Source organism: Lawsonella sp. (assembly GCF_011525565.1).
GTDB lineage: Bacteria > Actinomycetota > Actinomycetes > Mycobacteriales > Mycobacteriaceae > Lawsonella > Lawsonella clevelandensis_A.
The window spans coordinates 1-20,989 of the sequence record NZ_WVRS01000004.1; the positions used below are offsets into that span (position 1 = coordinate 1).

Genomic DNA, 20,989 nt, shown 5'->3' on the forward strand with positions numbered 1-20,989 from the left:
GGACAGAATGGCTTGATTGTTTGGCATGCTCTCAGGATACCCGTTTAGCCAGGAAACACCGGTAGGCTTGCTACTATGCGAGCAGCCGACGCACGGGTAGAGGGAATTCCCACCACAGTCCCTCGCACTCCACCCGCACACGCCCTGGGAACCGTCACCCGCGGTACCACCGGGGTCAATCGGCTCCGCAAATGCGACCGCTGGATGTGCCACCACCCCGCCATCCGCAGTGCGCTCCGTAACGCCGTCTGCAACACCGTCCCCTCCGTATCTGCCGACACCTGTGCCAACACTTGTACCGATGCATGCACCGATGCAGCAACAGGCGCCCCGCTCGCTATCGATCTGGGATACGGCGCCGCCCCCTGGACCACTGTTGAGATGGCTACGCGTCTCCGCACACATGTCTGCCCCACCCTTGAGGTCGTCGGGCTAGAAATTGATCCCTCCCGCCTCTTCCCTCCCCAAAACGGTGTGCGGTTTGAACTCGGTGGCTTCGAGCTGAGCCACTACCACCCCTCCCTCGTCCGTGCCTTCAATGTTCTCCGGCAATACAGTGAAGCAGAAGTAGGGAATGCCTGGCGCATTATGCAATCGCGTCTTGCCCCCGGCGGACTCATCGTCGAAGGCACCTGCAATGAGGTGGGACAGCGCGCCGCCTGGATCCTGCTGGATAACGAGCGCCCCCGCAGCCTCACCCTCGCTTGGTCCCCTACCGCCGTCACCACCCCGTCCGATGTTGCCGAACGACTCCCCAAAGCACTCATTCACCGCAACGTTCCCGGCGAAAAAATCTATGACCTTCTGCAGGCCGCCGACGCAGCCTGGGACGCCACCGCCGGATATGCCACCTTCGGCCCCATCGACCGCTGGCGACGCGCTAAAAACCTCCTGCGGGAAAACGGCTGGCCCGTCGATAGGCAGCGCCGTAAACTGCAAGACTGCATTCTTACCGTGCCGTGGGAAGCCGTCGCCCCCGCAGACAATGTTCTCGGCTATTAAACCCGCAATTGGCAATGGAAAGGGCACGGACACATCTCTCAACAGAGCCCCGTGGAGCTTCAGCGAAGAATGCGGTGCACCTACAGTAACGCTTGTGATGGCACATACAGTGGCGAATGAACCAGCACACCTGGAACAATAAAAGCATGACTGAACCTGGAACCCCGCAAGGACAGCTCCCCAGCCGCCATCGCGCTGCCATCCCCCTCATCCTTATTGCTCTTTTCACCATTGTGCTGATTTGTCTCGGCATTGAGCTCTACACTCGCCACAGCATCGGCTCCCAGGTTGCCGACTCCATCTCCGCCGACATCAACAAAAACTGCACCGACAACCCCAACGATGAGGAAAGCTGCCGCAATATCGGTGTGCCCGTTCACACTGCCTTCGGTTCCAAACCCATCCTTTTCGGTCTCTCCTCCAAGACCCTGCCGCAGATCAATGTCACTATCGGCCCCATGCCACCTGCTGATATGCGTGCTGGCACACTTGTAGAATTCGACGCCAAGGGCATCAACTACGCCGACAAAAATAACCTGCACTTTGACAGCGCCCACGCCACGCTGACCATTCCCCCCGCAACACTCAAAAACGTCATCAACAATGAGTTGAAAAAGCAGGGAGGACTACTCGCTGATTCCGCTACCGTCACCGCCGTCAACTATCAGCCCACATCCAGCAGCGTTGATCTCATCTTCAATGACGGCTTCGCGAAATTCAGCATCATCCCCACCGTCCGCGACGGCAACTTCTCGTTTGAGCTCAAAGACGTCGCCATCGCCGGCTTCCACAACAACACTCTCGTAGATGCCCTCCGCGCTATCCTCCCCGAATTGTCTGGAGAATACGTTAAGCTCCTCCCCGCTAATTTCACCGCCGAATCAGTCACTATTAAAGACAACTCCATTGTGGTGGAGCTGAACGGTAAAGACTTCACCAGCCAGGACCTTATCCACGCCAGTGCAGTAGACCGCAAATAGCTCACGGGCTAAAGGCCGGGTCACAGCGCTGGCATACCAGCCAGAACGGCCTCCACCTCTGTTTCCGTACAGCCTAACTGCGTGGCCCCTGCCGCCATCGCTGCAAGTGCACACTCCGCTGAATCCACCCCACCCATTGCTTTAATACCGAGTTTTCCGCCGACGGTCTCCGCCATAATCTGCACTGCGGGCACAAGCTGCGCACTCTTCGGCGACGCTCCACCAGCCATGTGTAGCCCGGTGGACGCCACCACCATATCCACGCCTACAGTCGCAGCGATCCGGCAACAGCGCGCCAGACGCTCTGCCCCATCCGGCAAGGTCAGCAAATATCTCGTATCCACCACAAACTGTAGTATGACCGGGGACGGCACAGCCTCCCGCACCGTCACCATATCCGCCATAAGAGCATTCCAATCCCCCGCCACAATCGTTCCCAGATGGGACACCGCACAAATCTCGCTGGCCCCCTGATCCACCGCTAGGCGAGCCGCAAACGCCTTCGCAAGGCTGCAGTCCGTCCCCCACGGATAATTCACTAGCGCCCCCACCGGTACTTGTGCCTGCGGCTGCGGCACACAACTAGATGGCACATAGCAGGCGTTCAGCCCCCACTCGTCTGCCCGTGCAACCACATCCCGCACTTCATCTGCAGTGCGTTCTGGCGAGGTCACCATCAGATCAATAAAAGCCGCTAGTTCAACACGGTTGACGGGTAAATCAACACCATGATTAACAGATGCTGTGTCATCAAGAAATGTCATAGCTCCAGGCTACCCGCTAAAATATGGCACATGATTGTGAACGACCAGAAGCCCGCCATGTCCGGCAATGAACACCGCTACGTTCTTACCCTGGACTGCCCCGACCGCGTCGGCATCGTCGCCGAAATCTCCAAGTTTCTCGCGGACGTAGGCGGCTGGATTCTGGAAGCTGCCTACCATGCAGACCCTGTCTCCGGCTGGTTCCACACTCGTCAAGCTGTTCTTGCCAGCTCCGTCGACATGAGCTACGACGAACTTAAAAAACGCTGGATAGAAATGGCACAGCAAATCGGCCCCGACGCCCACGCCCAGGTAACTGACACCGCCATCTTGAAACGCGGCGTCATCCTCGTCTCCAAGCAGGGTCACTGCCTCCACGACCTCATGGGCCGTATTCACCACGGCGACTACCCCATGGACGTGGCCTGCATCGTCTCCAACCACCCCGACATGGAACCCGTCGCCGACTACTACGGCATCCCCTACCACTACGTCCCCTTCGGACCCGGAGAACAGGGAAAAAGGGAAGCCTTCGACGTCATTGCCAACATTGTTGATGCGGAAGAACCCGACGTTATTGTGCTTGCACGATTCATGCAGATTCTTCCCCCCGACCTCTGCGAACGCTGGGAAGGACGCTGCATCAACATCCACCACAGTTTCCTCCCCTCCTTCATGGGAGCCCGCCCCTACGGCCAAGCCTATAAACGCGGTGTGAAACTAGTGGGTGCCACCTGCCATTTCGTTACCAGTGACCTGGACAATGGCCCCATCATTGAACAAGACGTGCAGCGTGTCAGCCATGCCGACACAGAAAAAGACATGGTGCGCAAAGGCCGCGATATTGAGCAGCTTGTGCTCGCCCGTGGCTTGCGCTGGTTCCTAGAAGACCGTGTACAGGTGCACAACCATCGCACGGTTATCTTCGGCTCATAAAGCATAAAGGCCGGCTCATAAGCTGTAAAACCACGTCTTAGCTGCTGCGCCGCCTAATACACTGGACTAGCTAATGCACTGAGCTAGTTTGTTCTAGCGAGTCCAGTTATTGCCGTAACCGTCCTGTGAAAAGTTCACCAGGTTATCCATTTCTTTCCGCTTTGACCCCCAATAGACGCCCACAATGACCCAGGCGATAATCACCAGGGTAATCATGCGGTAGCCCAAGGAAAGAGCATTCATCAGTAGCACGATGAGGGATGCCACGAGCATAGCTACCCAGCCAGTTTTGGATACTTTTCCAGTGAGTTCAAAAGCATCCGCTCGCATCCGGGAAGCATGCACAATAGAGCGAATCGCAAGAACACCACCGATGAGTGCCAATACAGCCACGACGAGCATTTCAATAGGCACACTCAGAACATAGGTTGTAAAAGACAAACTGATTACACCCCTAAGACGAAGAAAGCGATGGTGTAGATAAGGAGGCCGGCAAGCGAACCTACGATAGTGCCATTCATACGAATGAACTGCAGGTCTTTGCCCACTAGTACTTCGATTTTATCGGAGGCTTCCGCCGCATCCCAACGCTCCACGGTATCAGAGATAATGGCAGTAATTTCTGGGGCGTAGTTGGAGGCTAAATGCTTAGAGGCAGCCACTACTCGCTCAGTGATAACCGCTTGCACTTTCTCGCTTGTTGCCATCGCGCGTCCCATAGACACAACAGCTTGGCGTGCTTTACGCCGCAGCAGACTATTCGGGTCAGCACTTGTGCGGAGCAGCATTTCCTTCGTACTGATCCACGTTTTTTCTGCGATACCCGATGTAGCTTCCTTCGCAAGGATATTCCTCTTGATCTCCTCAACTTTTTCTATGGTCTTCTCATCGGTACGGAGATCATCTGCTAGCTCCTGGAGCCACCGCTTCGCCGCTAGACGTGCCTCATGCTCCGGATCGTGAGCAACTTTAACTGTCCATTCCATCAATTCACGGTGAATACGGGAACCCAAAAGATTCTGCAGAACTTGCGGCGCCCACACGGGGCTATCCTTGTCTACAATGCGCTCAATAGTAGGACCGGCCTTCACCGCCCACTGCGAGACCTTATCCGCCAAGAATTGGATAGCGGGCTCTTCCTTCCCGGAATCTAAAAGTTTTTGGAGATATTCGCCAAGCTCCGGGGCAAGAACACGATCATCTAACTGTCGATGCAGCGTGCGGTCGAATAGCTCCAGCATTTCCTGATCATCAATAACATCCAGGACACCTTTGACGGCTGTGCCAAGCTCCCCGGATACTTTGTCGGCATTCTCCGGCTTCTGCAGCCATTCGCCGAGGCGTTGGGGAACATGCGCCGATTCAATCTTCTCCCCCACTAATTCCGGGTTGAGGAAATTATCGGCGACAAACGTCGCCATACTGCTCCCCATCTTGTCTTTCTGCTCACTGATGATGGCAGTGTGCGGAATGGGGATCTTTAGGGGGTGGCGGAAAAGCGCTGTCACTGCGAACCAGTCTGCTAGACCACCAACCATGCCGGCTTCCGCAGCAGCGCGTAAGAATCCCAACCACACCCAGTCGTAATGACGTTGCAGAATATGGCAAACGATGAAAATAACAGCTGCCACCACCAGCATTGAGGTGGCAATTGTGCGCGTCTTTTTCAGCTCTGCCCGTTTAATACGCGCCTGTTCAGGCTCAATATCGGGAAGCGGCAGTGGGGTTTTCTTTACTGGAGAAGTCACACTTCGATTCTGCATCAAAAATAAAATTTTGGTAGCGCATATCTGTTAGCGCGTAGCTAGCTAGCCGTATGTGCGACTAATTTTTTCTACTTGACCTGCAAAAATAGCATTCAAACTAGCTGTCTGCTGCGCTGTTGGAAGAGCCTTTCGCGATCGCAAAATAGCGATAACACCCACTCCATGAACATTCCCATAAAGATAGGTGGAGGACACGGTACTGTCCTGCACAGTACCGTGTGCGCTGTTGTGACTGAGCGCAATACGTTCTTGATATGCGCGTGCCCCCGGTGTCTTATCGGGAACACTATAGGGTTTAACGCTGACACCCAGGGTAAGGCCGCTGCCCTGTCGTATATAGTGCTGGCACAGGTCGATATATCTATCAATATGCGTCAGCGAACCGGCAGGACGGACAAGCAGTAGGGCAACAACCACTTCAGCAGCCGGGTATTCCAGATACTCACCCGCTTGATTATCGGCAGAAGCAACGGAAAACCACTGTTTTGACGGTTCCCTGCACTCCGCGCGGGAAGGCTGTTGGGTGCCTTCCGTGGCACGGCTCAACTCATTCCCGCGAATAGGCGAGGAGGAAAAACCCTGCGGTAATTCCTTCTCCGCGACGAGAAAATCCTGCACTGGGACACTCTCAAAACGAGATTCGGAAGTACTACAGCCACTCACTCCCACTGCTCCCGCCATGCTGAGCGACAGGGAGAGAGCTAACGGTAGTAGCAGCGTGCCAGCAGATTTTCTCCTCATTAGCTGTTATTAGCCCTATGCTTGGTTTCCTTGTTCTGCAGCTTGACGCGCAGCTTCAGCAGCAGCATCCATAGCCTTCTGCCACTCTTCCGCCTCCGGTGTTCCCGGACGTGGAGGAACGGGAGCGTAGGAGACGACAAGATCCCACGGGTTCGTGCCCCACGATGCGGCAGCGACTGTGGCAATAGAGCCCTGTTCGGCAGGATCAGTACTGCTGTCTGCGGCAACGATAGTGGGTCCAGACACAGGCTTATCGACAGTATCCCAGAATTGTGCATCTTCAGGATGCGGGAATGTTTCAATAACGATCTGGTCCCCATCATCCTCATCAGTGTGGAAAATACCGAAGAGGACATAGTGATCAGGATGCTCCTGGCCAGCTGGTTTCTGGTCTAAATCGCTTGCTTTCTCAACAATGGCATACTGGCCACGTGTAGGGTTTTCAGAAGCGATACGACGAAGGAACGCTTCCACATCCTCCCACGGATTATCCTCAGTTTCTTCCGGGTCGCTGAGGTGGAAGGTGTGGGTACGCATGTATATATCCTCCCCTTCCGCATCTTTATCTCCCTGCATTGGCTGCGTCACATCAGGATGCCCGGACCAGCGGTCTTTGCTGGGGTCGTCGACAACTTCTTTGGAGACCCGCTCCGCAACCATAAGCGTGCCAGCGGCAGGAGTAAGGAGACCTATCTCGCGCAGGCCGGAGGCGGGGGTAAGAGTACGTGGAATGGAGTTACGTCCCATAATGTCGCTGAGGCGTTCGGGATCGTCGACGGTCCAGAGGCTACCACCGATCGCGCTAAAAATGCTCACCATATGGGCAGCAACCATACCGAGGACGACGGGCATGGGCTCATTCGGATTGAAGGGGAGTTCCGGCATTTCGCCGCGCTCCATCTTTTCCCGCATCGTTTTTACAGCTTCAGAGAGCTTGTCGTAAGTTTCCTGGTCAATTTCCCCACTGTTGTAGGCAGCTTCGATTTCCGCATAATTCTGGTCAAGGATTTCTAGAGCGGCATTAATATCTTCTTGACTAGGCGCTTCTGGCGTAGTTTGAGCACCATCTTGCCAGTTCATAGGGATATCAGTGGGGTTAGTCATGAAAAACCTTCTTTATGAGACGGTAATGCCCTTCCAGCCTACCGAGCTTACGCCGGCATGGCTGTTAACTGGGCAACCTAAAGGAAAAACTTATACCACATAGAAAACTGGGGCGTACCCCGGAGGGTACGCCCCAGTCACCGAACTGTAGCGGGGCCGGCCGCAACAGTTATAGGGAGGTAGTGTTTTTAGTCGTCCTTACCACGGAACATGCGGCGCAGACGCTCCCGGTTGATGGCAGCTACTGCGGTGATGGGGATGCCTGCCGGGCAGACCTCAGCGCACTCACCGTAGTAGGAGCAAGAACCGAAGTCCTGCTCGAGAACATCAACCATATCCTTGGCGCGGCGACCACGCTCGAGAGAGCTTAGTGGCTGCAGAGCCAGGTGCATGAGCTTAGCACCGGTGAACAGGTGGGCTGCACCGTTCGGGCAGGCTGCGACGCAGGCACCGCAACCGATGCATGCAGCGTAGTCGAGGGAACGCTCAGCCTGGGCGTGGTTGCTGTTAACAGCGTCAGCGTCGGGGGCAGTACCGGCGTTGATGGAGACCCAGCCACCTGCTTCAAGCACGCGGTCAAGCTTGCCGCGGTCGATGATGAGGTCCTTAACCACCGGGTACACCGCGGAGCGCATGGGCTCCAGGGTGATGGTGTCCCCATCCTTGAAGGAGGAGAGGTGCTGGTGGCAGGACGGGGTGTTCTTCTTCGGGCCGTGGGGACGTCCGTTGACGTTCATACCGCAGCAACCGCAGATGCCTTCACGGCAGTCGGACTCAAAAGCGATAGGCTCTTCGCCGGCTTCGATAAGGCGATCGTTAAGGCGGTCGAGCAGCTCAAGGAGGGTCATTGCCTCGTAAGCGTCATCGACGTCGTATTCACTGAACGCGCCCGGGGCGTCGGGGCCAGCCTGACGCCATACCTTCAGATGCAACTTCATTCTTTGTAGTTCCTTGTCATCAGCGGGACCTTGTCGAAGGTCAAAGGTTCAGCGTGGCGGATGAAGGAGCGTTCGCCGCCCTTCTCGCTACCAGTGGATTCCCAAGCGGAAACGAAGCACCACTTGTCGTCAACACGGTCGGCTTCGCCTTCTGGAGTCTGGTGGTCATCACGAACGTGTGCACCGCAGGACTCGTCGCGGTCCGCAGCATCAATTGCCATCAGTTCTGCAAGTTCGAGGTAGTCGGCAACACGGCCGGCACGCTCCAGCACCTGGTTAAGGTCGCCTTCCTGGCCGGTGATGTTGAGGTCAGACCAGAATTCCTTGCGGAGGGCACGAATGCTGTCGAGGGCGTTCATAAGGTCCGGTACGGTACGGAACACGCCAACGCCCTTGTACATGATTTCGCCGAGCTTGCGGTGGAAGTACTCGGGGCCGTGGTTGCCGTTGATCGACATGAAGGCGTCGATACGGTCCTGGGTCCGGGTGAGGGCTTCCTGTACGGCCGGGTCGCTCTGCTCCAAGGTAGGAGTGTTGAGCAGCTTGGCCAGGTAGTTCGGGACGGTGTAGGGGAGGGTGAACCAGCCGTCAACGCATGCGGACAGCAGGGAGTTAGCACCCAGGCGGTTAGCGCCGTGGTAGCCCCAGCCACACTCGCCGCCGACGAACAGGCCCGGAATGGAGGTCATCATGTTGTAGTCGCTCCACAGACCACCCATGGTGAAGTGGACGGTGGGGGCGATACGCATGGGAACCTCGTAGGGATCCTCGTTGGTGGCGTCCTTGTACATGTGGAAAAGGTTGCCGTAACGCTCGGCGATGGTGTCCTTGCCGAAACGCTGGATGGCGTCGCGGAAGTCCAGGTACACGGCGTTATGGAGAGGTCCAACACCGCGTCCAGCGTTGATTTCGCGGGAGAGGGCACGGGAGGCCACGTCACGCGGAACCAGGTTGCCGAAGGCGGGGTACTTACGCTCGAGGAAGTAGTCGCGTTCCTCTTCGGGGATCTCGTTACCGGGGCGGTCGTCGCCTTCCTTCTTCGGCACCCAAATGCGGCCATCGTTACGGAGAGACTCCGACATGAGGATGGTCTTGGACTGCCAGTAGGAGTTCTTCGGCAGGCCTGTTGGGTGGAACTGCACGAAGGACGGGGAGGCGAAGTAGGCGCCACGCTGGTGGGCACGCCAGGAAGCCGAGGCGTTGGAGTTCTTTGCCAGGGTGGAGTCGAAGTAGACGTTGCCGTAACCACCAGTGGCAAGAATGACGGCGTGTGCGGTGTGAGCGGTGATTTCGCCGGTCACCAGGTTACGCACAACCACGCCCTGGCAGCGGTTGTCCTTCACAATGAAGTCAAGAACTTCTGCGCGGGTGGTCAGTTTAACAGTGCCGCAGTGGATCTGGCGCTGCAGTGCCTGTGCGCCAGCCAGCTGAAGCTGCTGTCCTGTTTGGCCACGGGTGTAGTACGTACGGGATACCTGCACGCCACCGAAAGAACGAGTGGCGAGGGTGCCGCCGTATTCGCGGGCGAAGGGGGCACCGATGGCATCCATGTGGTCAATAACGCGGACGCCTTCTTGACCCAGTCGGTAGGCATCGGCCTCGCGGCAGCGGTAGTCGCCACCTTTTACCGTGTCTTTAACGAAGCGGTAGAGGGAGTCATTATCAACCTTGCGGCCACGGGGGGAGTTAACGCCACCCTGGGCAGCAATGGAGTGAGCACGGCGGGGTGCGTCGTGGTAGGTGAAGGCCTGCACGTCGTAGCCGAGTTCACCGAGGGCAGCGGCGGCGCCGGAACCGGCGAGGCCAGTGCCAACAACGATGATCTTGAATTTACGACGGTTGAGGGGGCTGACGAGATTGAAGTGAGCCATCGCTTCATCCCATGCGACTGGTGTGGGGCAATCCGGCACATGGCCATCAAGCACATCACCAATGGTGACGCCAGGGACGATGGAGGCGGGTGCCACAAAGTCCTGTGCAGCCGAGGCAGAATCGGTAGTAGTCACTGCCTGCGTCTCCTTATCTTCTTTAGCTTGGAAAGCTTCGAGGGTAGAGGTGTGTTACCAGAAGCTTATGAGGGTGAACTAGGCGATCATGCTCAGGGCAGCCGCAGCCATGGCGGCGTGAGCAGTTCCGTCATATCCCTGGTTGGGGATAGCGACATCAACGTGATCGATGGCGCCACTGGCAACGCAGATAACGATGACCAGGTTGCCGAGAACAATGAGGCCAGCGATGATGCCGCCGATGATCGAGAAGGCAGCGCGCAGGCGACGGCCTGTGGCACCGAAATCGTTAGCGGTAGTAGCAACACCGTGCTCAATGTGAATGAGCAGAAGCAGCATGGTGATGACGTAGAAGGTAGCAACACCAGGACGATCGAACGAGGAGATCATGTTGTTGTATGCATCGCCATGTTCGAAGTCAGCGCCGGTGTCACCAGCAGTTAAGTCGAGGATGTGGTAGACGATGAAGCATGCCAGGATCAGACCAGAAATGATCATGAAGCGAGCAGATACACCACGAGCAGTGCTGACCTTACGGGGGCCGCTACCGTGTGCCTGGCGTCCGCGAACGGCAAGCAGAATGCCGGAGGCGAAGTGCAGGATGATACAAATGAGCAGCACAATGCGGAATACCCACAGCACGCCTTCGTAGCCGAAAAGGCCACCGAGTAGGGTGCGGAGCCAGTGTGCGTAGTCATTCATTGCCTGGGCTTGCTGACCGATCTGGTCAGGTGAGTAGCCCTTGGCGAGGTCGTGCTGCGTGATCGTGTAAGTACTCTTGAACATCTTCAAGTTACCGATCATGTGGACGAGCAAGAAGAGTGAGAAAATCCAGCCAGTGATGGCCATGATGAACTTGGCGACCCAGCTTGGGTAACCAGGCTTCTTGCGGAGGTGAGCGCGATTAGTGGTGCCGGTCTTCGCCGTATTGCGCTCTGCGACGGCGGTACTGTTTCCGGCCATGGAACCTCCCTATTGTTCGGGTTTACCTGACTTAACTCTAACGCTTTTTAGTAGCTTCTAAGATTCGTAAAAAATGCCCTTTTTGCAGGTTAGGACACCCTTAGTTGTGTTTTTAAAAACACAACACGGGTGCGTCGTTCGAGAGGTCACCGAGCTTATTTAAATAAGAGTTTTCTTTTGTAAAGAAGAAGGAAAGATAAAAACGTGGGAATAATGTTCCCTAAAAATACGTTCACCAGCTTATTTAGTGATTATGTAGAGTTACTCCAGTACTAAAGTGTGTTCAAAATAATGGTCTAGTAATGGTTTTTGCGACACAAACCGGGTAGATGTCTTACTTCATCGACCGGTAATTTGTGTCACAAAAAACGAGTAATGAGGTTATCTATAAATGTGATTTAAGTCACTTACAGACAAATAAGTGGCAGACTTATCACAGCACAATATCCGTCATTATCTACTTTGGCTTCTTCACCACACACTTCTGGCCAGCCTTCAGCGAGACAGACTGTCCCCATACTTCCAAAGGCATCTCCACCGCCGAATCACATTCCAACTCCACTTCATCCGGACGCACTTCCACCCGCAACCGCGACCCCCGCAATTGCACGCGATAGCGCATGCACTCCCACTTCTCCGGCAAAACAGGATCAATGGTCCAGCGGCCGTCATAATCCCGCAAACCACCAAAACCAAACACCAGCGCAGACCACACACCACCACACGAAGCAATATGCAACCCATCGGACGAATTCCCATGCAAATTGCACAGGTCAACATACACCGCATGCCGGAACAACTCTTGCGCATGCGCGTCATACCCCAACTCAGCAGCCACAATGCACTGCACCACCGACGACAGCGAAGAATCCCCCGTCGTCAGCGGATCGTAGTAATCAAAGTCCGCCCGGCGCGCCTTCTCACTGAATTCAGACCCACGCAGGAAAAGCGCCAACACAACATCAGCCTGCTTAATAACCTGGTAGCGGTAAATCGTCAGTGGGTGATAATGCAGCAGAAGTGGACGCTTCGGCTGCTCCTGGCCCTTATTCCACACCTCCCTTTCTAGGAAGTGTGCATCCTGCGGGTGAATACCATGTTCATCGTCGAAGGGAATGTACATAGCGTCTGCCGCTTTACGCCATTCCTCTGGCTCCTCGGGGCGCAGATGCAGACGCCGCACCATTTCCTCAAAGTAGTTCTCCTCCACATCATGCAAGCGCTCTATCCATTCAGCGGCCACTCGCATGTTGTAGCGGGCCATGACGTTAGTGAAAAGGTTATCGTTGACGACGGTGGTGTACTCGTCGGGGCCGGTCACTCCATGAATATGGAATTTTCCGTCATCCCCAAAAAAGCCCAAATCCTCCCATAGGCGGGCGGTCTCCACCAGAATGTCGATGGCCTCGTGGAAGAGGAAATCCGCATCGCCGGTAGCACGCGCATACTGCACGGTGGCATACGTAATATCCGCATCAATATGGTACTGGGCTGTGCCCGCTGCATAGTATGCGCTAGCTTCCTCCCCGTTAATAGTGCGCCACGGGTAGAGGGCACCACGCTGGTCCAGTTCAGCCGCCCGTGCTCGTGCTTTCGGCAGCATTCGGTAGCGGAACCGCAACGCATTTCGCGCCACCTGCGGCATGGTGTACGTCAGGAATGGCATAACGTAGATTTCCGTGTCCCAGAAGTAATGCCCACAGTAGCCGGATCCCGTCACACCTTTTGCCGCAATACCTAAATCTTCTGCGCGGGCCGTGGACTGGATAAGCTGAAACATGTTCCACCGCACCGCTTGTTGTAGCTCCGGCTGGTCGGGGATCTCCACGTCGGCACGATCCCAGAAATCTGCCAGCCACTCCCGCTGCGATTCCACATAATCCATGGGCCCATGTTTATGGGCACGCTGTAATGTTTCCTCCACACGATCCATCAATTCACTGACAGAAGCACGGTAGGAATCGTGATACGAGAAATACTTGGTAAGAACAATTTCCTCCCCCGGCCGCGCATCGACGTGATACTGCACTTTCGCCATATCCGGTGCTGCCGAGGACGATACATAGAAGTCGTTAGAGGTTGAGAAATCATGGTCGGCACCCACCACAAGTGCCATGCCGGAATTCTTTATCCGATAGCCGAGGGCAATTTTCTCCCCCTCATTCACCTGCATAACGGGCACAAACACACGTGACTGGAAATGGTCTGCCCGGCGCGGATCAGACCCCGTATTCACCGTTGCTTGCGTAACATCTTCGGGGCTAGCGGGGCGGCTTGCAGAGGTGGCCGACCCGAACTCATCCTGCCCATCCTGCCGATTCATAATCTGGGAAGAGAGCATGACGGGGGCGGAATCCTCCGGCAGCACAATGCGGACTTCTTCAATTCCCAGGTGACGATCCGTCAGAGAAACTAGACGAGTGAAGTCCATAAGGACGCGTTTTCCGGCGGGTGTCCGCCACTCTATAGAGCGGCGGAGAACACCGTCCCGAAAATCGAGGGAGCGCTCATAGTAAGAAAGGTCTGCGCGGGAAATGCGGAAGGGTTCATCATCAACATAAATACGGATAGTTTTCGCATCGGGGGCATTCACAATGGACTGTCCAACGCGCGCCAGACCATAGGCGTCCTCCGCGTGCTGAATATTCCATGTTTCGTGGAGGCCATTCACGTATGTGCCATTGAGAGTGTAGTCACGCCCCTCTTCTGGGTTACCCCGCACCCCCAAGTAGCCATTACCCACGGTAAAAACTGATTCTGCAACACCAAGATCGGAGGTGGGTGGGGCGGTTTCGATCCACCGCCATGGATCAATGGGGTGGGTGGAGCGGTCGATGGTGGGTTCGGCGAAGTAACTGCGCAGGTTGGGGTGATCGGGTGTCATGCTAGGGTGTCTCCTAAATCGTCGACAACAATGTCTGCACCGGCGGATATCAGTTCAGTTTCCCCCGTGCCGCGGTTCACACCAACAACCAGGCCAAAGCCCCCCGCCCGGCCTGCTGCTACCCCGGCGGCGGCGTCTTCAAACACGGCACAGTCTGCGGCCGGAAGTCCCAATAGTTCCGCCGCATACAGGTAGGTGTCTGGGGCGGGCTTGCCACGGAGATGCTTTTCCTCGGCAGTATTACCGTCCACAATGACGTCAAAACGCTCCAAGAGGTGGGCAGCACGCAGTACCGGGCGCGTATTCCGCGAGGAGGACACCACCGCGTAGGGGATACCTAAATGTTGCGCGGCATCAATAACAGCCGCACTCCCCGGGTAAGCCTGAATACCGTCCCGCTCTAGAGTTTCCATAAACTCAGCGTTTTTTTTCAGACCCAATTGCTCCACGATGTCCGGATTATCCGCCTCGGGAAGATTACACGACCGCAGGACGTCACGCACTCCATCAAGACGATGCCGCCCATCCACGTAGGTGAAGTAGTCCTCCATTGTATAGGGGGCCAGTGGAGTGTGAAGTTCTGCCGCACGTTTTTCAATGTAGGGGGCAAAAAGGTTGAACCAGGCGCGTTTATGAATATCGAGAGTGGGGGTAATAACGCCGTCCAAGTCCAGCAGAAGGCCGCGACAGTCCTGCCAGCGCTGTATCTCAGGCGAATCCTGCGACGCCGCACGAGAGGCAGAGACGGAGACAGAAGCGGGGGCAGATGGGGAGGAGGAAGAGTTGGGAGAGGATGCTGTGTGGGGGTGATCGTCAGAAGTCCACGTCATAGTTCTAGCATAGTGTCGAAAGCATTGCTTTTGCCGTTGATCTGCCTTTTATAGAATCAGACGGTAGGTTAGGAGATATGACGGAGACTGAGCATAATCCAACGCCTCCCTTCGTCCAGAAGGATATGCGGCGGGCTATTCCCCCCCGCTGGTTGGCTGCACTTATCATTACTGCAGTGCTGCTTGCGCTTTCCGTCTACCCCGGGAAATGGCTGAGCATGCAGCCAGTTTTCGCCCAAATCTTCGCCCCCCGCGGTATCTGGATCGTCATCTCATTCCTTGCCCTCATCGCCAGCACCATCGTGTTCGCTATACGCTGGCACCGCAATCTTCCCCGCCGCGTATCCGCCCTCTTCATGGCGATTACCATGGTGGCTACCTTCGCCCACGTCAGCATTGGGTGGGGTGACGGACTCCGCGTAGACCCCCTTAAAACTGTCGCAACCCCCAACAAGGGATACTTCGGAACAGACATCACCGTCATGTCCCTCAACAGCTACAACAGTGGAGCGTCGCCCGTCACCATCGCAAAACTAGCGAACTCTGTGGGGGCAGACATTGTCATGCTTTCCGAAACCACAAAAGGCACCGCCAAACTTGTGGCACAGCTGATGGAAAAAGCGGGCAGCCCCATGCAAATGTTCCAGTCCGTTCCACGTACTCTGCGGGGCAGCAGTAGGGACTATCAAACTATCCTGCTGGTATCCGTCTACTTTGGAACCTATGAAGTAAACGAGAGTATTACCCCGGATACATCACTTGGGGCAGTGACGGTAGTGCCGCAGAATCGTGACGCTAATTTCGCATACCTGCCAACGATTGTTGCCGGCCATGTTTACCAGCCGAATCTTCTCCACACTGGACAGTGGCGCCACGAATTGAAACAAATGGTGGACATGTGCCACGGCCCACAGGCAGAAAACCTCATTATGGCGGGGGATATGAATGCAACACCGTGGCACGGTGGCCTAGCGGACATGGGTGCCTGCGTGGATGCACTGGCAGAAAAGAAGAGCGGCTCCGTGGGAACCTGGCCCACCTACCTACCGCGCCCACTGGGTGTGCCCATCGACCATATTTTCGTGTCGAAATCTCACTGGCACACAGCTGGCTCCACCGTGGCGGACGTCTCCGGAACAGACCATCGCGCGGTACTCACCCGCCTCACCTATTCAGAAATGTAGCGAATGTAGCGCCGCTGCTATGCGGCTGGCGCTGCGGGTTAAACCGGTGCCACTAGAGGTTAATCATTGTCCCCAGCACACCCTCGGTAGCCTCTTTCAAAGCCTCCGCCAAGGTGGGGTGAACGTGTACAGTGCGGGCGATCTCCTCCGTGGTCAGTTCCCACTTGTGTGCTAGTACTAGCTCCGGCAGTAGCTCAGAAACATGCGGCCCCACCATGTGCGCACCCAAGAGTTCCCCATAGTGCCCGTCGGCCACAATCTTCACGAAGCCCTGCGCTTCCCCCAAGCCTTGCGCTTTGCCATTCGCGCTGAAGGGGAATGTAGACACCCGCACGTCTAACTCCGGGTTCTCGGCGGCGGCAGCCCGTGCCTGCTCCTCCGTAAGGCCAAAACTGGCCACTTGAGGGTTACAGAAGGTGGCACGCGGCATCATGCGGTAGTCACCCAGCGACACAGTCTCCACCCCTGCGATAGTTTCCGCTGCTACCACGCCTTGTGCTTCCGCGACATGGGCAAGCTGTAGTTTCGCCGTAACATCACCGATGGCGAAAATATGTGAGACGGAGGTTCGCATGACGTCATCAACCGCAATAGCGCCGCGTTGCGTTAGCTCCACGCCCGTATTCTCTAAACCATACCCCTCTACGTTAGGGCGGAACCCTGTGGAGATAAGGCAGCGTTCTGCGTAGATAGTTTCCGGTTCCACATCTGCCGCTGTGACGGGGGCGATGGTGACGGCTACGCCACTATCAGGATCGCTGCCGGTGCGTTCCACCGCGGTAGTTTTATAACCGGTACGCAGCGTTATCCCCAGTTTTCGATACTGTTTGGCGATTTCTGTGGACACGTCTTTGTCCTCATTGGGGAGGACACGATCCTGGTATTCCACAATGGTGACCTGCACCCCATAGTTCGCCAGAACGTAGGCGAATTCCATGCCGATAGCGCCCGCGCCCACAATGACAATGCTGTGCGGTAGCTGGGGGTTGAGAATCTGTTCTTCGTAGGAGACAACTGGCCCACCCATCTCTACGTTGGGTAGCTGTGCCACGTGGGATCCGGTGGCAATAATGCAGGTATCAAAACTGATGGTGACGGTTCCCTCCGCGGTTGTTACCTCCATGGTGTGCGCGTCGCAGAACGTGCCGTGCCCGTTTACCTCCGTGATCTTGTTTTTCCGCATGAGGTAGTGCACGCCCTTCACAATGTTGGCGGACACTTTTCGGCTGCGGGCATGGGCTACCCCAAAATCCATGCTGATGTTATCGGCCACTATCCCGAATTCGGTGGCGTGGTGCAGCATGATGTTGGCGACTTCCGCATTTTTGAGAAGCGCTTTGGAGGGAATACACCCCACGTTGAGGCACACGCCTCCCCAGTATTTTTCCTCCACGATGGTGACGCGTAGACCCAGTTGGGCGGCGCGGATAGCGGCCACGTAGCCGCCGGGTCCAGCCCCCAGGACCAGCAGATCCGTATACTGTGGGGACGATGATGTTGTGGAAGCGGTAGTACGCGTATGCTGAGCCATATTTTTGATAGTAATGAGAACACGCAGGCTATGCGAGTATTCGCACACTTTAGTCTGAGCAGAATACACAAGGAAACAAGACGAAAACCAGTCGTCATGGATGAGTTGTCCTACTCCTGGAAAGAAAAATCGTTACTCTAGATAGGGGACGCTAACATAAATCTAGTTCAGGCCCACCGCCAGATACTGGTTCGCTTTCAGCTAGCCGGGGTCAGCAGCAAATAGCCACGACACTATTAGCCACTACACCATGTGAGGTACAAGAAAGAATGGCGAAAAACACGTCACCATCACGCCACTCGAGCGGTTCCTCACGCCGTCGGTCTAATACGTCCTCGAAGAAACAATCTGCACGCGACCATTCGTCCCGGGGTATGAGTGCAGCGGGGGTTATTGGCGCCACTCTCGTCTCTGTTCTGGTACTCGTTGTTGTTGCCTTTGGCAGCTATATATTGGGGAGTCGAGCAGGCCACGCGGAGGGGTATCACCGTGGCTACTCGGAGGGGTCCAACACTGTGGCACAGAGCGCAGATAATGCTCTACAAGAACTCAGTTCCTTAAGTTCAGCATCATCATCCGTTTCTTCTTCCCTAGCGGCCATGGTGCCGCTGGTGAACCCCTGCTCGGAAAAATACGGGCAGCGTGAATCCGCCCAAACCACCTGGGGTAGTTACGGGTGGGGCTGCAAATTCACCAGCGATAAAGGCTACAAGTTTTCTGTCCTTATTGGGGAAGCTCGCCATGATGCGGTCGGTAAACCGCGTGTGGAGAAACGACACAATGGGAAAACACAAGGCTGCATAGCCACCGGTTCCCCGGAATCTCACCCGTCTTTTGGCCTCACCGTGTGGGTAGAGAACGCGAAGGGGCTGGATTCATGCGCAATGGCGCAAGACAAATGGGATGACGTCTCCAGGAGTAGCTAATGAGTGAAGCACACACCACCCCACCGCAAGCAAGCAGCGAAACAACACCAGCTACGCCTCCTACAGCTGCGCAGCAGACACAGAAAAAACGTCCCCCAAAAAAGCGGTCACCGAAAAAGCGGTCACTGTCTGCCCGCGGCTGGATTCCGGACTATCACGGCGCGTGGGCTATGGTTTTTGTGCCTATCACGTTGGGGATTGTGCTGGGTGGGTGGACTCCCGCCCAGGTCCCCCTGTATCTCTTGTGGGTTATTGGGTATTTTTGTTTCTTTGCCCTTACCAAGTGGTTTGTGGCGCGGCGGAACTCCCTCTACGCCATGCCGGTAAAAGTGTACACATGCATATCGGTGGTCCTCGGTATTCTCACCATCTGGTGGGCGCCGAAACTTCTCCTGTGGGCACCGTGGTTTGCCATCTTGGTCATTGCGACTGTTGTGCTTATTAAAGTGCGTAAAGAACGCACAATGGCAGCTCGCGGTATTACTGTGGCAGCAGGGGTTCTTATGGGGGCCGTCTCCTACGATCTTGGAACGGATTTCCAGCGCGCCGGATTCCCTCTTCTCCCCGTCCCCGTTAACACAACAATGGCGGCGCTACCGGGGCATAACTGGTCTAGTTCCGTTACCGGATGGAACTGGATGTGGTTGGTGTGCCTAGTGCTTTTCCTGTACTTCTTCGGCACAGTACCGGTGGTTAAAACTGTTATTCGGGAACGCCGCAGTACTCCCCACCTAGTATTTTCTATTGCTTTCCACGCGGTGGTGGCAGTACTAGCGCTGGTGAGTGCGATCCTCAGCTGGACTGGATGGATTCTCTTCGCACTATTCGTGGTGTTATTAGCGCGTTCCGCCTATTTCCCGCTGTCCATGCGATACCAAGGGAAGAAGTGGCGTGCGAAAACTATTGGCATTACCGAACTAGTTTTCACGGTTCTCGTTATCGCCGCACTCTTTCTCCCCTAGGAATTCTCCCCTAGGGAGCGCTGACCGTCGCGAGACTTTCCTAGCCTTTACTAGTTTCCCTTAGACTTCCTTAAGAGGCTTCCCTAAGGAGCTTTCTGGGGACCGCAGTCAAAGGCTTTAGGATAGTCCCGGAAAACATTTTTCTGCGTAATTTCGTCTTTCGCTAGTAATTTTTTACAAAAATATTTATTTCATAACAATACGATGTTTACGCAGGTAACGGTTTCATTACAGATTTGCTAAGGGGGATATTCCCCACTAATAACCCCTTTGAGAACTTCCCTCATGTAGCACAGTCAATCTATAGTTAGCGTACAGAAAACGATGATTGCTGGAAGTCTCCTTCCTGTGATGGTTTCCAGTCCGAGAACGAAACGAGAACATACCGTGAAATCATGGTTCCGCTCCACTGCTCTTGCAGTGATCTCTGCCGTTACCCTCACCGGCGCCCCCGCTATTGCTAACGCTGCACCTTCTAATGACTTCTCCTCTGTTCAGCAGACTCTGAAAGATAAGAAGCAAGAGCTGAAGGACAAGCTGCAAGCTTCCAAGAAAGACAAGAAAGACCCCAAGGATGCTCTTAAGGGTCTCAAGGACAAGGATCACAAGGACGCCATTAAGGGCAAGAAAGCTGCCCTCGACGATAAGCTGCAGTCCCTCAAGGACAAGAAGCCCGCTAAGCTAGCCCTTGCTGACGAGAAGCAGGCCCCCAAGGATGCTCTCAAGGATAAGCAGCAGGAGCTTAAGGATAGCCTGGATCATGTCGCTAAGACTATTGACGGTGCCAAGGTCTCCAAGGACGGCAAGGCCGTTACCCTTAAGAACGGCTTTTTCAAGATCAACAAGGACGGCAACAAGCTGGAAATTGTTGACTCTGAAGGCAAGGCCGTTATCGCTATCCCGCTGAAGGTTATTTCTGGCAAGTCCGTCTACAGCCTGAATGCTTCCCTCAGCAACTCCGACAAGACTATTGACCTTAAGAAAGGCAAGCTTCTCGGCAAAGCTAACCCCAAGCAGCTCGCTGGCCTCGACAAGATCAAGAAGAACACTGCTGCCTGGATTCGCCTAAATGGAGATTACGCCAGCTACGCCGTAGAGCACGATACCGCTCACCTGATCCTAGGTGCTGCGACTGGCTATCTTGCTGGAGCGATCGTTGGCAGTTTAGCTGCAATCGTAGTCTCTCTACCTGGGAAAATAATGATGCTTATCCCCGTTGCAGGTCCTGTACTAGCGTTCTCGTATGCTATGGTCGCGGATGCCTCGCTAATTGCCGTATACACCTTCACCATGGGCACCACTGCTGCTCTGATCTCTTCCAAGCACGCCAAGGATCCTGTAGCTCGCAAGAAGGCTCAGCGTCTGGTCAATGGCAGCAAGGCTTACCTCACTTTTGGTGACGTTGCCCGAGCCTAAACGCTCGATAATTGTTGTAGGTAGCTGAACGCTATTTATCACATTCATACATAAAA

At 55.4% G+C, this 20,989-nt stretch carries 18 protein-coding genes; 7 read left to right on the forward strand and 11 right to left on the reverse strand.

The annotated features are described in order from the left end of the window. The first annotated feature begins 75 nt into the window (after window positions 1-75). On the forward strand, window positions 76-1,002 hold the full coding sequence (locus tag QZV76_RS03755; protein ID WP_290598457.1) for a class I SAM-dependent methyltransferase: 927 nt from the start codon (window positions 76-78) through the stop codon (window positions 1,000-1,002). Window positions 1,003-1,148: 146 nt separating this feature from the next. Further along, window positions 1,149-1,982: a hypothetical protein gene (locus QZV76_RS03760; RefSeq protein ID WP_290598458.1), complete on the forward strand. Its 834-nt coding sequence runs from the start codon at window positions 1,149-1,151 to the stop codon at window positions 1,980-1,982. 20 nt (window positions 1,983-2,002) lie between these two features. Here QZV76_RS03760 and QZV76_RS03765 read toward each other — a convergent pair whose 3' ends face one another. Next, complete coding sequence (locus tag QZV76_RS03765) at window positions 2,003-2,746, reverse strand: 2-deoxyribose-5-phosphate aldolase (RefSeq protein ID WP_290598459.1); 744 nt, start codon at window positions 2,744-2,746, stop codon at window positions 2,003-2,005. A gap of 30 nt (window positions 2,747-2,776) precedes the next feature. Between QZV76_RS03765 and purU the strand changes: the two genes are divergently transcribed. Beyond that, on the forward strand, window positions 2,777-3,682 hold the full coding sequence (gene purU / locus QZV76_RS03770; RefSeq protein WP_290598460.1) for a formyltetrahydrofolate deformylase: 906 nt from the start codon (window positions 2,777-2,779) through the stop codon (window positions 3,680-3,682). A gap of 93 nt (window positions 3,683-3,775) precedes the next feature. Here purU and QZV76_RS03775 read toward each other — a convergent pair whose 3' ends face one another. The 9 genes from QZV76_RS03775 to QZV76_RS03815 all read right to left on the reverse strand — a co-directional run bounded on the left by QZV76_RS03775 (window position 3,776) and on the right by QZV76_RS03815 (window position 14,914). After that, window positions 3,776-4,096 carry a DUF2516 family protein gene (locus QZV76_RS03775; RefSeq protein ID WP_290598461.1) on the reverse strand — a complete coding sequence of 107 codons (321 nt, stop codon included), beginning with the start codon at window positions 4,094-4,096 and terminating at the stop codon, window positions 3,776-3,778. A gap of 32 nt (window positions 4,097-4,128) precedes the next feature. Beyond that, on the reverse strand, window positions 4,129-5,430 hold the full coding sequence (locus QZV76_RS03780) for a DUF445 family protein (RefSeq protein ID WP_290598462.1): 1,302 nt from the start codon (window positions 5,428-5,430) through the stop codon (window positions 4,129-4,131). A 60-nt stretch (window positions 5,431-5,490) separates the two neighbouring features. Beyond that, on the reverse strand, window positions 5,491-6,189 hold the full coding sequence (locus QZV76_RS03785) for a hypothetical protein (protein ID WP_290598463.1): 699 nt from the start codon (window positions 6,187-6,189) through the stop codon (window positions 5,491-5,493). 15 nt (window positions 6,190-6,204) lie between these two features. Then, the gene (locus tag QZV76_RS03790; protein WP_290598464.1) at window positions 6,205-7,293 is read right to left on the reverse strand and encodes a hypothetical protein; all 1,089 of its coding nucleotides are present in this window, start codon (window positions 7,291-7,293) and stop codon (window positions 6,205-6,207) included. Between the two features lie 188 nt (window positions 7,294-7,481). Beyond that, window positions 7,482-8,231, reverse strand: a complete 750-nt coding sequence (locus QZV76_RS03795; RefSeq protein ID WP_290598465.1) for a succinate dehydrogenase/fumarate reductase iron-sulfur subunit — start codon at window positions 8,229-8,231, stop codon at window positions 7,482-7,484. Further along, window positions 8,228-10,237, reverse strand: coding sequence for a fumarate reductase/succinate dehydrogenase flavoprotein subunit (locus tag QZV76_RS03800; RefSeq protein ID WP_290598466.1), 2,010 nt, complete (start codon window positions 10,235-10,237; stop codon window positions 8,228-8,230). Before QZV76_RS03800 ends, QZV76_RS03795 begins: the two co-directional genes overlap by 4 nt. A 78-nt stretch (window positions 10,238-10,315) precedes the next feature. Continuing rightward, window positions 10,316-11,200: a succinate dehydrogenase cytochrome b subunit gene (locus tag QZV76_RS03805; RefSeq protein WP_290598467.1), complete on the reverse strand. Its 885-nt coding sequence runs from the start codon at window positions 11,198-11,200 to the stop codon at window positions 10,316-10,318. 457 nt (window positions 11,201-11,657) lie between these two features. Continuing rightward, window positions 11,658-14,084, reverse strand: a complete 2,427-nt coding sequence (locus QZV76_RS03810) for a glycosyl hydrolase family 65 protein (RefSeq protein ID WP_290598468.1) — start codon at window positions 14,082-14,084, stop codon at window positions 11,658-11,660. Continuing rightward, window positions 14,081-14,914, reverse strand: coding sequence for an HAD-IA family hydrolase (locus QZV76_RS03815; RefSeq protein WP_290598469.1), 834 nt, complete (start codon window positions 14,912-14,914; stop codon window positions 14,081-14,083). Before QZV76_RS03815 ends, QZV76_RS03810 begins: the two co-directional genes overlap by 4 nt. Window positions 14,915-14,991: 77 nt before the next feature. Between QZV76_RS03815 and QZV76_RS03820 the strand changes: the two genes are divergently transcribed. Next, on the forward strand, window positions 14,992-16,098 hold the full coding sequence (locus QZV76_RS03820) for an endonuclease/exonuclease/phosphatase family protein (protein ID WP_290598470.1): 1,107 nt from the start codon (window positions 14,992-14,994) through the stop codon (window positions 16,096-16,098). A gap of 52 nt (window positions 16,099-16,150) precedes the next feature. On the opposite strand, the gene lpdA is transcribed toward QZV76_RS03820, so the two are convergent. Further along, a complete protein-coding gene (gene lpdA, locus QZV76_RS03825) occupies window positions 16,151-17,629 on the reverse strand; it encodes a dihydrolipoyl dehydrogenase (protein ID WP_290598471.1) in 1,479 nt (492 codons plus the stop codon). A 269-nt stretch (window positions 17,630-17,898) separates the two neighbouring features. Here lpdA and QZV76_RS03830 point away from each other — a divergent pair, with 269 nt between their 5' ends. From QZV76_RS03830 to QZV76_RS03840, 3 genes are all read left to right on the forward strand, one after another. Beyond that, a complete protein-coding gene (locus QZV76_RS03830; protein WP_290598473.1) occupies window positions 17,899-18,555 on the forward strand; it encodes a hypothetical protein in 657 nt (218 codons plus the stop codon). Beyond that, complete coding sequence (locus QZV76_RS03835) at window positions 18,555-19,517, forward strand: YwiC-like family protein (protein WP_290598474.1); 963 nt, start codon at window positions 18,555-18,557, stop codon at window positions 19,515-19,517. Before QZV76_RS03830 ends, QZV76_RS03835 begins: the two co-directional genes overlap by 1 nt. Window positions 19,518-19,904: 387 nt before the next feature. Next, the gene (locus QZV76_RS03840; protein WP_290598475.1) at window positions 19,905-20,933 is read left to right on the forward strand and encodes a hypothetical protein; all 1,029 of its coding nucleotides are present in this window, start codon (window positions 19,905-19,907) and stop codon (window positions 20,931-20,933) included. Window positions 20,934-20,989: the final 56 nt, after the last annotated feature.

Excerpts from the sequence above, each read along its gene's own strand:
- QZV76_RS03755 (WP_290598457.1), top strand. The coding sequence starts at position 76 with ATGCGAGCAGCCGACGCACGGGTAGAGGGAATTCCCACCACAGTCCCT.
- QZV76_RS03760 (WP_290598458.1), top strand. The coding sequence starts at position 1,149 with ATGACTGAACCTGGAACCCCGCAAGGACAGCTCCCCAGCCGCCATCGC.
- QZV76_RS03765 (WP_290598459.1), bottom strand. The coding sequence starts at position 2,746 with ATGACATTTCTTGATGACACAGCATCTGTTAATCATGGTGTTGATTTA.
- purU (WP_290598460.1), top strand. The coding sequence starts at position 2,777 with ATGATTGTGAACGACCAGAAGCCCGCCATGTCCGGCAATGAACACCGC.
- QZV76_RS03785 (WP_290598463.1), bottom strand. The coding sequence starts at position 6,189 with ATGAGGAGAAAATCTGCTGGCACGCTGCTACTACCGTTAGCTCTCTCC.
- QZV76_RS03790 (WP_290598464.1), bottom strand. The coding sequence starts at position 7,293 with ATGACTAACCCCACTGATATCCCTATGAACTGGCAAGATGGTGCTCAA.
- QZV76_RS03795 (WP_290598465.1), bottom strand. The coding sequence starts at position 8,231 with ATGAAGTTGCATCTGAAGGTATGGCGTCAGGCTGGCCCCGACGCCCCG.
- QZV76_RS03805 (WP_290598467.1), bottom strand. The coding sequence starts at position 11,200 with ATGGCCGGAAACAGTACCGCCGTCGCAGAGCGCAATACGGCGAAGACC.
- QZV76_RS03810 (WP_290598468.1), bottom strand. The coding sequence starts at position 14,084 with ATGACACCCGATCACCCCAACCTGCGCAGTTACTTCGCCGAACCCACC.
- QZV76_RS03815 (WP_290598469.1), bottom strand. The coding sequence starts at position 14,914 with ATGACGTGGACTTCTGACGATCACCCCCACACAGCATCCTCTCCCAAC.
- QZV76_RS03820 (WP_290598470.1), top strand. The coding sequence starts at position 14,992 with ATGACGGAGACTGAGCATAATCCAACGCCTCCCTTCGTCCAGAAGGAT.
- lpdA (WP_290598471.1), bottom strand. The coding sequence starts at position 17,629 with ATGGCTCAGCATACGCGTACTACCGCTTCCACAACATCATCGTCCCCA.
- QZV76_RS03830 (WP_290598473.1), top strand. The coding sequence starts at position 17,899 with ATGGCGAAAAACACGTCACCATCACGCCACTCGAGCGGTTCCTCACGC.
- QZV76_RS03835 (WP_290598474.1), top strand. The coding sequence starts at position 18,555 with ATGAGTGAAGCACACACCACCCCACCGCAAGCAAGCAGCGAAACAACA.